This window comes from Octadecabacter sp. R77987 (assembly GCF_042466115.1).
Taxonomy (GTDB): domain Bacteria; phylum Pseudomonadota; class Alphaproteobacteria; order Rhodobacterales; family Rhodobacteraceae; genus SW4.
Window position 1 is genome coordinate 1,716,112 of the sequence record NZ_JAXHBQ010000001.1, and the last position, 12,968, is coordinate 1,729,079.

The 12,968-nt window shown below is 60.1% G+C and carries 17 protein-coding genes; 11 read left to right on the forward strand and 6 right to left on the reverse strand.

All coding sequences use genetic code 11. The features are described from left to right. Window positions 1–77 precede the first annotated feature (77 nt). The gene (locus SJY21_RS08720; protein WP_377509061.1) at window positions 78–647 is read left to right on the forward strand and encodes a YqgE/AlgH family protein; all 570 of its coding nucleotides are present in this window, start codon (window positions 78–80) and stop codon (window positions 645–647) included. Here SJY21_RS08720 and SJY21_RS08725 read toward each other — a convergent pair. Further along, window positions 638–1,594, reverse strand: coding sequence for an L-threonylcarbamoyladenylate synthase (locus SJY21_RS08725; protein WP_377509064.1), 957 nt, complete (start codon window positions 1,592–1,594; stop codon window positions 638–640). The genes SJY21_RS08720 and SJY21_RS08725 overlap by 10 nt on opposite strands. Window positions 1,595–1,707: 113 nt before the next feature. On the opposite strand from SJY21_RS08725, the gene SJY21_RS08730 reads away from it, so the two are divergent. Genes SJY21_RS08730 through SJY21_RS08740 form a run of 3 tightly spaced genes read left to right on the forward strand, consistent with a single transcriptional unit; the run spans window position 1,708 to window position 5,829 of the window. Further along, complete coding sequence (locus SJY21_RS08730; RefSeq protein WP_377509067.1) at window positions 1,708–3,402, forward strand: acyl-CoA dehydrogenase; 1,695 nt, start codon at window positions 1,708–1,710, stop codon at window positions 3,400–3,402. Next, entirely contained in the window at window positions 3,399–4,412 is a 1,014-nt protein-coding gene (locus SJY21_RS08735) for an MBL fold metallo-hydrolase (RefSeq protein WP_377509070.1), read from the forward strand. Before SJY21_RS08730 ends, SJY21_RS08735 begins: the two co-directional genes overlap by 4 nt. Window positions 4,413–4,446: 34 nt before the next feature. Then, the gene (locus tag SJY21_RS08740) at window positions 4,447–5,829 is read left to right on the forward strand and encodes an HD domain-containing phosphohydrolase (RefSeq protein WP_377509073.1); all 1,383 of its coding nucleotides are present in this window, start codon (window positions 4,447–4,449) and stop codon (window positions 5,827–5,829) included. On the opposite strand, the gene SJY21_RS08745 is transcribed toward SJY21_RS08740, so the two are convergent. After that, window positions 5,826–6,071 (reverse strand): DUF6356 family protein, encoded by a 246-nt coding sequence (locus SJY21_RS08745; protein WP_377509076.1) that lies wholly within the window; start codon window positions 6,069–6,071, stop codon window positions 5,826–5,828. The genes SJY21_RS08740 and SJY21_RS08745 overlap by 4 nt on opposite strands. A 99-nt stretch (window positions 6,072–6,170) precedes the next feature. Between SJY21_RS08745 and SJY21_RS08750 the strand changes: the two genes are divergently transcribed. From SJY21_RS08750 to SJY21_RS08765, 4 genes are read left to right on the forward strand one after another with little or no spacing between them, the layout of a single operon-like run. Next, entirely contained in the window at window positions 6,171–6,632 is a 462-nt protein-coding gene (locus SJY21_RS08750) for an Lrp/AsnC family transcriptional regulator (RefSeq protein WP_377509079.1), read from the forward strand. Window positions 6,633–6,647: 15 nt separating this feature from the next. Then, window positions 6,648–7,124 (forward strand): DUF6173 family protein, encoded by a 477-nt coding sequence (locus SJY21_RS08755; protein ID WP_377509082.1) that lies wholly within the window; start codon window positions 6,648–6,650, stop codon window positions 7,122–7,124. A gap of 54 nt (window positions 7,125–7,178) precedes the next feature. Continuing rightward, window positions 7,179–7,313 carry an aa3-type cytochrome c oxidase subunit IV gene (locus SJY21_RS08760; RefSeq protein WP_377509086.1) on the forward strand — a complete coding sequence of 45 codons (135 nt, stop codon included), beginning with the start codon at window positions 7,179–7,181 and terminating at the stop codon, window positions 7,311–7,313. Between the two features lie 29 nt (window positions 7,314–7,342). Next, window positions 7,343–7,957, forward strand: coding sequence for a hypothetical protein (locus SJY21_RS08765; protein WP_377509089.1), 615 nt, complete (start codon window positions 7,343–7,345; stop codon window positions 7,955–7,957). Here the strand turns inward: SJY21_RS08765 and SJY21_RS08770 are convergent. Together SJY21_RS08770 and SJY21_RS08775 are read right to left on the reverse strand one after the other, a co-directional pair. Next, window positions 7,941–8,276 carry an AzlD domain-containing protein gene (locus SJY21_RS08770; RefSeq protein WP_377509092.1) on the reverse strand — a complete coding sequence of 112 codons (336 nt, stop codon included), beginning with the start codon at window positions 8,274–8,276 and terminating at the stop codon, window positions 7,941–7,943. The genes SJY21_RS08765 and SJY21_RS08770 overlap by 17 nt on opposite strands. Then, entirely contained in the window at window positions 8,273–8,983 is a 711-nt protein-coding gene (locus SJY21_RS08775; protein WP_377509095.1) for an AzlC family ABC transporter permease, read from the reverse strand. The genes SJY21_RS08770 and SJY21_RS08775 overlap by 4 nt, the downstream gene beginning before the upstream one ends. Window positions 8,984–9,059: 76 nt before the next feature. Between SJY21_RS08775 and mobA the strand changes: the two genes are divergently transcribed. After that, window positions 9,060–9,647 (forward strand): molybdenum cofactor guanylyltransferase MobA, encoded by a 588-nt coding sequence (mobA, locus tag SJY21_RS08780; protein WP_377509098.1) that lies wholly within the window; start codon window positions 9,060–9,062, stop codon window positions 9,645–9,647. Window positions 9,648–9,687: 40 nt separating this feature from the next. Then, window positions 9,688–10,269, forward strand: a complete 582-nt coding sequence (locus tag SJY21_RS08785) for a GNAT family N-acetyltransferase (RefSeq protein ID WP_377509101.1) — start codon at window positions 9,688–9,690, stop codon at window positions 10,267–10,269. On the opposite strand, the gene SJY21_RS08790 is transcribed toward SJY21_RS08785, so the two are convergent. Both SJY21_RS08790 and greA read right to left on the reverse strand, forming a co-directional pair. Further along, window positions 10,266–11,291 (reverse strand): hypothetical protein, encoded by a 1,026-nt coding sequence (locus SJY21_RS08790; RefSeq protein ID WP_377509104.1) that lies wholly within the window; start codon window positions 11,289–11,291, stop codon window positions 10,266–10,268. The two genes, SJY21_RS08785 and SJY21_RS08790, sit on opposite strands and share 4 nt — an antisense overlap. A gap of 24 nt (window positions 11,292–11,315) precedes the next feature. Further along, on the reverse strand, window positions 11,316–11,786 hold the full coding sequence (gene greA / locus SJY21_RS08795) for a transcription elongation factor GreA (RefSeq protein ID WP_377509107.1): 471 nt from the start codon (window positions 11,784–11,786) through the stop codon (window positions 11,316–11,318). 133 nt (window positions 11,787–11,919) lie between these two features. On the opposite strand from greA, the gene SJY21_RS08800 reads away from it, so the two are divergent. After that, the gene (locus SJY21_RS08800) at window positions 11,920–12,891 is read left to right on the forward strand and encodes a phosphatase PAP2 family protein (protein WP_377509111.1); all 972 of its coding nucleotides are present in this window, start codon (window positions 11,920–11,922) and stop codon (window positions 12,889–12,891) included. The last annotated feature ends 77 nt before the right edge of the window (window positions 12,892–12,968 follow it).

Consider the following 12,968-nt stretch of genomic DNA (forward strand, 5'->3'; position numbering starts at 1 on the left):
ATGGGAAGTCACGTTTGGGCGAGAATGCTGTCACACACCCCTTGCGCGTGGCTGCCCTGCACCACATCATTAGGGGTATGGAACCCGTCACCGATACCCTTACAGGCCAGTTGCTGATTGCCATGCCGGGCATGGGCGATCCGCGTTTTGCCCATAGCGTCATCTATGTCTGCGCCCATTCCGATGATGGCGCGATGGGCTTGATCGTGAACAAACCCGCGCCCGAAGTGCGATTTGCCGACCTTCTGGAACAGTTGAACATCCCCACGGGCCACGGCACCCGCGACATTCGTGTGCATTTCGGCGGCCCCGTGGAAAACGGGCGTGGGTTCGTGCTGCATTCGGGTGATTATCAGTCGGGCGCAGGCACACTCGAAGTAGACGACGCAATCAGCATGACCGCAACACAGGACATTCTGGAAGACATCGCCGCAGGCAACGGACCAGAACGGTCCATGCTCGCGTTGGGGTATTCCGGTTGGGGACCGGGCCAGCTTGAAGGGGAAATTGCCCAGAACGGTTGGCTGACCGCCTCTGCCCCTGCGGACATCCTGTTCGGGCGCGCCAACGAACACAAGTGGAGCGCCGCCCTCAAGGTGTTGGGAATTGATCCGCTACTGCTGTCATCCGAGGCCGGTCACGCCTGATCGCGCGGGGCCGCCGCGCGCGCCAAACGGTCATTGATCGCAGCGCCCAGCCCGTGCATCGGGATCGGCGACACCGCAATCCGCTGCGCGCCCATCGCATCAAGTTCATGCAACATCGCAAAGAGGTTCGCCGCCGCCTCGACCAGATCACCGCTATGCGACAGGTTCAGCGGCGCATCGACAGGGCCAAAGCCCAACAGAACCTCACCATCGTGAACATCGGTCGCGTTCAGCCGCACTTTGCCTTGCGGCGCGTAATGCGACTCCATCTGGCCGGGAGCCGTCAGCACGCCGCCATCCGGCCCTTCGGCCGGATCACCTCCCAAACATGCCGCAATCGCCTCGCGCGGGAGGCCGCCCGCGCGCAGCAGCACTGGTGAACCGTCGCAGCCGACAATCGTGGATTCCACGCCGACACCGCAGTTTCCGCCATCCACAACCGCATCAATACGTCCGTTCAGCCCTGCGATCACGTGATCGGGCGATGTCGGGCTAATACGTCCCGATGGATTGGCGGATGGGGCGGCAACAGGCCCGCCAAATTCATGCAACAACGCTTGGGCCACCGGATGGTCGGGCACACGCACGGCCAGTGTCGACAGACCCGCAATCACGAGCGGGGCAATGCCGGCATCGGCACGGATCGGCAGCACCAAAGTCAGCGCACCTGGCCAGAAGGCCTGCGCAAGCGCGCGCGCCTCATGGGAAAAATCACACAGGGTTTGGGCTGTTTCCAGATCGGCCACATGCACGATCAACGGGTTGAACGTTGGCCGCCCCTTGGCAGCAAAAACCTGCGCCACGGCGCGATCATCGCGCGCATCCGCCCCCAGCCCATAAACGGTTTCCGTCGGAAAGGCGACCAACCCGCCCGCGCGCAATACATCTGCTGCTGCCGCGATGCCGGCAGCGTCTGACGCAAGGATATCGGTCGTTTTCAAAGTCATGACGCTGCGTTCAGGTTGCGGGGCGGGATGTCAGGCGTAGTTTTACCCTATTGCAAACCTCATAGCGGCGCCCGTCGGGATTTCCAAGCTGCGCAAACGTCTCGGAGTATGTCATGGCTTATCAATCCCCCATCAACGATCTGCGCTTCCTGATGGATCATGTGGTTGGTTTTGATGCCGTGGCCGCCACCGACCGTTACGCCGAGGCAACGCCGGATATGGTTGACGCAATCCTGACCGAAGCGGCCAAGATGTGTGACGCGGTTTTGGCCCCCCTGCAGCGCAATGGCGATTTGCATCCCGCCGTGTTGGAAAACGGCGTTGTGCGCACCTCGCCCGGATTTGCGGACGGGTATCGCGCGATCGCCGAAGGGGGTTGGATCGGCATGTCGGCCGATCCTGAAAACGGCGGCATGGGCCTGCCGATGACCCTCACAACCGCCGTCAACGACATGATGTCGGGCGCCTGTCTGTCGCTGCAACTGAACCCGCTGATGTGCCAAGGCCAGATCGAGGCACTGGAACATCACGCCAATGACGCGATCAAGGCACTGTATCTGCCCAAGCTGATCAGCGGTGAATGGTGCGGCACGATGAACCTGACCGAACCGCAGGCGGGCAGCGATGTGGGTGCCCTGCGCAGCAAGGCCGAACCCAACGGTGACGGGTCTTATGCAATCAGCGGCCAGAAGATCTACATCAGCTGGGGCGATAACGATTTTACCGAAAACGTCTGCCACCTTGTGCTGGCCCGCCTGCCTGATGGTGTGCCCGGCACCAAGGGGATCAGCCTGTTCATGGTCCCTAAATTCATTCCCGACGGCGATGGCAACCCCGGCGAACGCAACAGCCTGCGTGTGGTCAGCCTGGAACACAAACTGGGCCTGCACGGATCGCCTACCGCCGTGATGGAATATGACGGCGCAACCGGCTGGCTGGTCGGGCCGGAACATGGCGGCATGGCCGCGATGTTCACGATGATGAACAACGCCCGCCTTGGGGTCGGCGTGCAGGGGATCGGTGTGGCCGAAGGCGCCTATCAACACGCGCTCGCCTATGCCCAGGACCGCAAACAGGGCCGCGCTGGCGGCACAGGTGCAATCATCGAACATGCCGATGTGCGCCGGATGCTGGCGACGATGAAGGCTGACACTTACGCCGCCCGCGCCATCGCGATGGCCTGCGCCGTGGCGATTGATTTGTCTGATGATCCGGCATGGCAGGCGCGCGCGGCCTTCCTGACCCCCATCGCCAAGGCATTTGGCACCGACACAGGCATCGCCGTAGCCGAATCCGGCGTGCAGGTGCATGGCGGCATGGGCTTCATCGAGGAAACGGGCGCGGCGCAATATGCCCGCGATGTCCGTGTCACCGCGATTTACGAAGGCACGAACGGCATTCAGGCGATGGACCTTGTCGCGCGCAAGATGATGGACGGGGGCGATGCGGCTTCGGCGCTGTTGGACGAAATCGAAGCCGGATCAGAGGCCGCCAAGGCCACCCACCCCGCATTGGCCGAGGCCGTCTGGCAAGCCGCCGAAACCCTGCGCGAGACGACCGAATGGCTGACCGCGCAGGATGATCTGAACGACCGTTTTGCCGGCGCCGTGCCCTATTTGCGCGCCTTTGCGCGGGTCTTGGGCGGGCACTACCACCTGGCCGCCGCCATGACAGGTGACACGGCACGCGCGCGCCTTGCCACCTTTTATATCGAACGCCTGTTGCCCGAACATATCGGCCTGCTGGCCCATGTGCGCCAAGGGGCCGGCACGCTGTTGGCGATCACGCCGGATGATCTTGTCGCGTGATCAATTACCCGTGGAATGACCCACCTGCCGAAGGTGACGCGACCGAAGTGGCGAAAGGCATCCTTTGGATGCGCCTGCCCCTGCCAATGGCGCTGGATCATGTGAATGTCTATGCGCTGGACGATGGCGATGGCTGGAGCGTGATCGACACCGGCTTTGCATCGAACCGCAGCCGCGCGATCTGGCAAAAGCTGCTGGATGGGCCACTGGCCGGAAAGCCTGTGACCCGCGTTGTCATCACCCATCACCACCCTGATCATGTGGGCCTTGCCGGTTGGTTCGTCGATCAAGGCGCTGAACTGGTCATGCCGCGCACGCCCTATCTGATGGCACGGATGCTGACACTGGACGAACAGCCCGCCTATCCTGCCCGCACTGTTGATTTCTATCGCCGTGCGGGGATGGCCAGCGACGTTCTGGCCAAGCGGATGACCGAACGCCCCTTCAACTTTGCCGATTGTGTTGCGCCACTGCCGCTGGGTTTCACCCGCCTGCAAGAGGGTGGCACGATCACCATGGGCGGGCGTGACTGGATCGTGCGGATGGGCAACGGCCACGCGCCGGAACATGCGACTTTCTGGTGCGGTGATCTGGTGATCGGCGGCGATCAGCTTCTGCCCTCGATCAGCCCCAATATCGGCGTTTACCCGACCGAGCCAAACGCCGACCCGCTGGCCGAATGGCTTGAGGCTTGCGAACGGCTGGCGCAATTCGCCACACCGGATCAACTGGTGCTGGGCGGGCATAAGTTACCATTCACGGGCCTGCCCACGCGGATGCGCCAGTTGATCGACAATCACCATGGCGCGTTGGATCGGCTGGTCGCGCATATTGCCACGCCGCAGCGCGCAGGCGACTGTTTCGCGCCGCTGTTCAAGCGCAGTATCGGCGCGAGCGAATACGGGTTGGCGCTGGTGGAATCGCTGGCGCATCTGAACCACCTGCATCAGGCGGGGCGCGCAACGCGGTCCCTTGGCGATGACGGGGCATATTGGTTTCAGGCACGATAATAAGGCGTTAAACCCGCGCCCCTAATGTGGCGCTATGTCGTTCACCCGATTCTACCAACGCGACCGGCCCGCGCCTGCTGATCTACGCCTTGCCGATCTGCTGGGGATGCTAAGCCGCGCGCTTGATATCACCGAAGGGCAGCCCGAGGGGCACTGTATCCGTTGCGCCTATATCGGCACGCGACTGGGGCAGAATATCGGCATGAACGGCACCGACCTAGCTGACCTATATTTCACGCTTCTGCTCAAAGATCTGGGCTGTTCCAGCAACGCCGCGCGGATTTGCAGCCTGTATCTGGCCGACGATATTTCCTTCAAGCGCGACTTCAAAACCATCGACGATAGCCTTGGCGCGGCCCTGCGGTTTGTGTTCGCCAAAACGGGGTTGGAAAGCGGGCTGTCGGAACGGTTTCGCGCACTCGTGAACATCTTGCAAAACGGCCAAAAGATCAGCCGCGACCTGATCGAAACGCGCTGCCAGCGCGGTGCGGATATCGCCGGGCAGATGCGGTTTTCAATGGCAGTGCAGGATGGCATTCGCGCGCTGGATGAACACTGGAACGGCGGCGGGAAACCGGACGGGCTGGCCGGTGCCGCGATCCCGCGCAATGCCAACATCGCCCTTCTGGCGCAGGTCGTTGATGTATTCCACACCGAGGCGGGACCGGACGCCGCAATGGCCGAAGTTACCGCGCGGGCGTGCAAATGGTTTGCGCCTGATCTGGCGCAGGCGATGGCCGAACTGGGCGCAGAACCTGCATTCTGGGCCACCCTGTCGCGGCCCGATATTGCCGACATCGTTTTCGCCTTGCCGCCTGCCCACCAAGGCGCACCTGTCACCGAGGACTATCTGGATGATATCGCCCAGGCTTTCGCCGCCGTGATTGATGCCAAAAGCCCGTTCACCGCTGACCATTCCAGTCGCGTCACCCTTTACACCGATATCATCGCCGAGGAATTGGGCCTGAAGCCTGATCACCGCCGCTGGCTGCGCCGCGCGGCGTTGTTGCATGATCTGGGCAAACTGGCAGTCAGTAACCAAATCCTTGATAAGCCCGGAAAACTTGATCCTGATGAATGGGCCGCGATCAAATCCCACTCTCTCCACAGCGAACGCCTGCTGGCGCAAGTCGCCGCCTTTGCCGATATCGCACCGATTGCGGGGGCGCATCACGAGCGGCTGGACGGCAAGGGCTATCCATACGGACTTGTGGGCGATCAAATCTGCCTTGAAACACGCATTGTGACCACGGCAGACGTGTTCGATGCATTATCGGCCGAACGCCCCTATCGCGCGGCGATGCCGCTGGCCAAGGTATTTGAAATCATGGAAGGCGATATCGGCACGGCCTTTGACGGGGCCTGCGTTGTCGCGCTGCAACGTGGCCTTGCGCGGCTTAACGCGCGCGCGGCCTAATGGGCGTGTCGGTTCGCGATCCGGGCGTGCAGGCGTTTCAGGATACGGCTGGCCGTGGTTTCGCACAGGGTCGGAATGATTGCATGGACCAGTGCAGCAGCAGCGGCCAATCCCAGCCAGAACGCGAAGGTGAACGCAAAGCGCATGTGCTGCAAATACGTTTCATCGACAGATGCCGGATGATCAAGAAACACGGCTGCAAAGGCATTGCTTTTCGCGGGGGTCTGGCTGGTGTCTGACATGGGTCACTCCTGTTGTTGACAGGACACTACAGTGAAGGCACGCATGTGCGGTCCCAATAAGCATTGCCAAAACAACAAATATCGGGACATCATCCCAACATGAGCCAGAAACTTGACGAAATTGACAAGCGCATACTGTCACAACTGCAACGTGACACCACGCTTAGTGTGGATGACATCAGTGAACAGGTGGGCCTTTCGCGCAATGCCTGCTGGCGCCGCATCAAGGTGATGGAACAGGCTGGCGTGATACATGGCCGCGTTGCCCTGCTTGACGCGTCCATGATCGGCTGCCCCTTGCATGTGCTGGTCATGATCCGCACCCATAGCCATGATGCGAACTGGCTTGATACCTTTCACCGCACCGTGCGCACGATGCCCGAAGTGGTCAGTGCCTATCGCATGACCGGTGATCTGGACTATGTCCTTCGGGTGCGGGTCGCGGACGTTCCCGCCTATGACGCATTCTACAAACGGCTGACATCACGGATTTCTTTATCGGATGTGTCCGCAAGTTTCGTTATGGAGGAAATCAAGGAAACCACCGCCCTGCCGCTATGACCCGAAAGGACCACCATGGACGACACAATCGCCACCGCCGCCGAAGCCGCTGAAAACCATGCAATGCCCCGCGTGCACGAGGTGCATACCGATCCTGACAAATGCGCGCCGAAAACGGAAAACCTGCCCGACTCGGTCAGATCTTCGGCGAAAAGCAAAAGCGCGGCGCAATGGGCCTATGAACGCCTGATCATCTATATCAAGAATTTCGAAGAACAGCTTGATGCGCAGCACGAGATCGCCATGGGCTTTACAGGCGGCGATGCGGGCGTAATCCGGATCGAGGGCATGGGCTTTTTCGACCCCGATATCGTGACGTTTTATGGCACCGATCCCACCGGCGCGAAAACCCAACTGATCCAGCACGTCAGCCAGTTGAACGTGATGCTGCGCGCCCTTCCCAAACAGGTGGATCAGGCCGAACCCAACCGGATCGGCTTTCGTCTGGCACGTGATCTCGACAAATCGGACCAAGATGCGGGTGAGGCGTGACAGCCCCGCGTGAATCGTCTATCTGATCTCAAACATTTACAAAGGAACAGCACGATGGCTGAACACAAGCACGGTGAAATGGACACGTCGGTCCAGGAAAAAACCTTTGACGGCTTTATGAAAATGGTAACGCGCACGTCGATCGCGATCATTTTGCTGCTGATTTTCATTTATCTGGTTAATGGCTAACCCGCCACGTTTTCGAGGGGCAGAGCCTTATGCGTCGATTTCTGATCGTTTTGTTCTTCCCTGTTTTCTTGGCGGCTTGTGGCGCCGAATCCGTTTGGGCGCCTGATGAACTTGTTGCGCGCAATGTGTATCGCCACCCCGGACCAACGACGCTGACCCTGATCACGATGAAAAACACCGGGTCGGGCAACGGCGCGCACACCGGTCTGATGATCAATGCCAGCCAGCGTGTTCTGTGGGATCCGGCAGGAACCTTCGCCCATTCGTCCATTCCGGAACGTAACGATGTGATCTTTGGTGTCACGCCACGGATTGAACAGTTCTACTTGTCCTATCATTCGCGCGAGACGTATTACACGGTTCAGCAAACCGTCGAAGTATCACCGGACGTCGCGGAAATGGCCCTGCGCGCCGTGATGGCCTATGGTGCCGTGCCCAAGGCAAACTGCACACGCTCTACTGCGGAAATCCTGCGTGGCTTGCCGGGGTTTGAAGGGTTTTCTGTATCGTTTTTCCCCAACAATCTGCACGATCAGTTTGCGGAAATCCCCGGTGTTGTGACAATCGAATACCGCGAAACCGATGCCGATGACAAAGACATCGCCGCCGCCGAGATCGACGCCGCGATCAGAGCTGGCCAGTAAGAAACAAGCCCAGATACAACGTTGCCGCACCGCTGCCGATCGCCGCGAAGAACGACTTGCGCCAATAACCGACCGCAAGCGTCACAAGGCCCGCGATCAGGCGAACCGGTTCGATTTCGCCAGCATTCGCGTTTGGCCATAGCACCAAAGGCGCAACAAGCGCGGGCAACACAGCAACGGGTGTGTAGCGCAGCATCCGCAATATCCAGTCAGGCAAGGGGCGATTGCCAATCAACCCAAGAAACGAAAAGCGGATGATGAACGTGCCGGTCGCAAGCAGTGCTATCAGCATCCAGATTTCGGTGTTCGAATATGTCATAGCACGGCCCGCCCCATGCGCGTTTCGACGACTGCACCTGTGATCATCGCCGACAACGCCGCGATCAGCAGGCCCGCGCCCGAAGGCAAATCGATCAACGCCAGCGCGACCACGACAGACACAACTGCCGCCGCAATATGCGCAGGTGTTTTCAGCGCGGGGCCGACCAACCCCAAAAACGTAATCGGCACCGCAAAATCAAGCGCCCACTCGGGCGGGATCGCTTTGCCGATCAACGCGCCAACCAGCGTGAACACGATCCAGACGGGCACGATGGGTGTCGATAACCCAAAGAAAAACTGCGCCCGTTGGGTTACGTTCCAGTCCGGGCTTGTCTCATACTTGGCGACGCTGGCGGCATAGGTTTGATCGAAATTCATGTAAGATATCAGTGCACGCTGCCACAACGGCGCACTTCCCAGATAGGGGACCAAGGCCGCCGAATACATCGCCATGCGCAAGTTCACCGCCAAAGCAGCCAGCAACACCATGCCAAGAGATGCGTTTTCAACCATCATCTGCAAGGCAGCAAACTGTGCCGCGCCCGCAATGACCATCACCGTAAACCCCATGACATGGGCCAGTGCCATACCAGCCTCGCTTGCTACAACGCCGAACAGCAGGGCAAAGGGGCCGACGACAACGACAAAAGGCAGCCCGTTGCGCAGCCCTTCCCAATAGGGAGATTTCAAGGTGGTCTTGGTCATGGCGAACGCCTAATCTGTTTGCGCATCGGGATAGTCCCGCGCACGGCGATTGGCAATCAACCAGATGGACCGGACAATGCAGCAACCCCTTGGCGTGATCCTTGCAGGTGGACAGGCCCGCCGCATGGGCGGGCAGGCCAAGCCGTTAATGCTGCTTGGCGGGCGCCCACTTGTGGCGCATGTCGTTGACCGTTTTGCGCCGCAGGTCGCGCAGGTGGCGCTGAATCTGAATGGTGATGCGTCACCCTATGCCCCTTTCAACCTTCCTGTCGTTACCGACAGTATCGGCGGATTTGTCGGCCCCCTTGCGGGTATCCTGGCCGCGCTTGATTGGGCCGCGACCGTTGGTGCGGACCATGTGGTAAGCGTCCCTGCCGATACGCCTTTCCTGCCGCCCGACCTTGTGCCGCAGCTTTTGCTGGCGGTTGCCAATGCGCCAATCGCCATGGCCGAAACCGCGTCAGGGCAACACCCGACCTGCGCAATCTGGCCTGTGGATCTGCGTGACCAACTGCGCGCCGACATCATCGCCGGGCAACGCCGTCTTGGCGATTGGGCAATGGATCGGGGCGCCGCAAGCGCGCGCTTTCCCGACACGCAACCGGACGCGTTTTTCAATATCAACACAGCCCAAGACCTTGCGTTGGCGAACACATGGGTCTGAACGGTCGCGACACCTGCACCGCCATGGTAAGGCGCTGCACATGATAATCTCGGCTGGCTTTCCAGAACGTGACCGCGCCCGGATCGCCGCCCTCTACTGGGAGGCATTTGGCCAGAAACTGGGCCGCGTCATGGGGCCCCGTGATCGTGCACTGCAGTTCTTTGAAGGTGTTCTTGATCCCGCGCATGCGATTTGCGCCCATGATGATAGCGGCGGCTTGCTTGGCGTTGCAGGTTTCAAGACCCACACCGGTGCGCTGGTCGGGGGCGGGATGCGTGATATGGCGCACGTTTATGGCTGGTTCGGGTCACTGTGGCGGATCGCCCTGCTGGCGCTACTGGAACGCGACACCGAAAACGACCGGTTTCTGATGGACGGTATATTCGTGGCACCCGCCGCACGCGGGCAAGGGGTGGGAACGGCCCTCCTTGACGCGATTGCGGACAAGGCCCGCACCCGCGGCCATGGTGAAGTGCGTCTTGATGTTATTGACACCAATCCGCGCGCGCGCAGGCTTTATGAAAGGCAGGGGTTTGTCGCGATCAACACGCAACAGCTTGGGGTGCTGCGCCATGTGTTTCGTTTCAAGTGCGCGACAACGATGGTGCGCAAGCTGAACTAGTCAAATGCGCCTGTCACGCGCCCCAGCAACATGAACGCCCGCGATGTGCGGGTTTCCGACAGGGCAGCGATGTCTTCGTCCGTGGCCTCGGCCTCGAATGTGATCAGGGTCTGGTCGAACTTGCGCAGAAAGTGGTGCGCGGCGTCGCGAAAAATCGCATCTTCCCGCATCCGCCCGGCCGTCAGGGCAAGGCAGGACCGGTCGCGCACCCCGCCCAGCGCAGCCACCGCACGCCCGCGTTCGCCCTTGGCAAAACGGCGCCAGATTTCAGGGCGGGCGCGATCGGGGCGCAGGTCGTCCATGTAAATCCCGTCTTGCGACAGCAGCGTCAAGATATCCTGACTGGCCTGCACCAACTGGCGCGCCTGACGATCTTTCAGCGCACGGCGTAGCGCCGCAAACCCCACTTCGTCGCTTTCGGTATCGGGAAAGTTCAGCGCGCGGATCAGATCGGGGCGCGCAATGGGCGGGGCCATCTCATCAGCCGAGGTTCCCAGAGCAAGGGCCGCCTGATCATCTGACGCATCATCAGCCTTGACCGGAGCCGCGGCAACGCGCGCACGCACAGCCTCGCGCGAGGTTGTGAAGGTGGCCAGCGCGGTTTCGGTCTTTTGCGTAGCCTTGGCGATTTCGTTCAACTTGCGCTCGACTGATGGTTCGATTCCCGCGCCGCGTGCCTGACGGTCGGCGACGTAGGTCTGGCGCATCCCGTCGATTGCCGCCTGCAAACGGCGCGATTCCTCACGCACGATACGGGCGGAACGGGCCGCTGCGGCAGCCACCCAAATCATCGCCACGGGCAAAAAAATCGCCATCAGGGTCATCACGAACCGCAGGCTATCCAGACCATCACCAACCACAGCAGGGTCAGTCGCGGGCATCGACATGAAATAGACACCCGCCGCCACGAGCCATAGCACGCTTAGCCCAAGCGCAATCATTTCGGTCGCGGTAAAACGTGCCCGATCAGGGGCTGCGGTCGAACCCAGCGCTGCGTCTGCTTTCTGTTGGCTACTGGCCATCGTCAAAAGCCCCCCAAGACCCGCCTAGATATAGCTGATCTTCAAAATCTCGTAGCTGCGATCACCGCCCGGCGTGCGGACTTCGACGCTATCGCCCTCCTCCTTGCCGATCATGGCGCGGGCCAAGGGCGATTTGATGTTCAGCTTGCCGTTTTCGATGTCGGCCTCGTATTCGCCGACAATCTGATAGGTCTTTTCTTCGTCGGTGTCTTCGTCGACCAAATGGATCGTCGCGCCAAACTTGATCGCGCCAGACATCTTGGTCGGGTCAATCACGTCGGCCAGTGAAATCGCGCCTTCCAGTTCCTTCACGCGCCCTTCGATGAACGACTGTTTTTCCTTGGCGGAATGATATTCGGCGTTTTCTGACAGGTCGCCGTGTTCGCGCGCTTCGGAAATCGCACGGATAATCGCTGGCCGCTCAACAGACTTGAGATGCTTGAGTTCACTGTCCAGCTTGTCGAACCCTGCGCGGGTCATCGGTATCTTTTCCATATCGGTGCCTGAAATCTGCCCTAATTGAGTAACATTCTTACACTAGGTCCATAACGTGAACCACAGATCGATTGTCAATAGGCGCACAAATAGCGGCAAACCGCAAAGCGCAATGCAGTAGCAGGCTGAACCGATGCATAATTTCTTGCGCTTTGCGCTGATTTACTTTGTGAGCGCCATCGCCATCGTCATGGTTTTCCGCGACGACGGCGTGTCCATTATCGGTCATCTGACATCATCGTCACAGGTGTTTTTCATCGTCATGGGACAATTTGCGCTGGGTTTGGCGCTTTTGGCCGGTTTGACGACACTCGCCGTTGGCCCCAAGGTCATGCTGGCGCGGATGCGCATCGTGGCCACGGCGATGATCGCTTGCATGTTCTTTCAGGCGGCCTTCACCCTGATCAAGACATCCTTGCCCTATATCGTGCCATTCTTTGCCGATCCGTATTTCGCGCAGATCGACCAAACCCTGCATTTTGGCCATGATCCGTGGGTCCTGACCCATGCGCTGGCCGAAAGCTTTGCTGCCAATCAACTGGTGTGGGTTTATGTGTCGGTCTGGGGTCTTCCCGCGATGGCCTTGCCCGTGATCATTGCCGCGATTGACGGCAACACCGCCCGCGTGAACCGCTTTCTGGTGCTTTACGTTGTGGGTTGGGTCGTTCTGGGCAACATCATCGCGCTGGCAGGCATGTCTGCCGGACCCGTCTATTACGACCGCCTGTTGGGTGGTGAACGGTTTGCCGAGCTTGCACCTGCGCTGGTTGACAGCGGTTTGAAATCCACATGGATCGGCAACCTGCAAGAAAGCCTGTGGAACGTCTATGTTGACCGCGGCCAGGCGATCGGATCGGGCATTTCGGCCTTCCCGTCCGTGCATGTCGCCATGGCCTTTGTCACAGCCCTTTACCTCGGCGAACGCAGCCGCCTGCTGATCCCGCTTGGGGCGGCATTTGTTGCGGCGATCCTGTTTATGTCGGTCTATTCCGGCTACCACTACGCCATTGACGGCTATGCCTCGATCATCGTGGTGGGGGCGGCCTGGGCATTTTTGCGCCGCCGCGCGCCGCAACTGCGCGGGTTTCAACCTGCAATGGCGTAACAAGGTCGCGCGACGGCATTTTAACGTCGTGTCGTGATTGCCCCTTTTTGCTCTCTCCTATAATCACAGACGAAAGA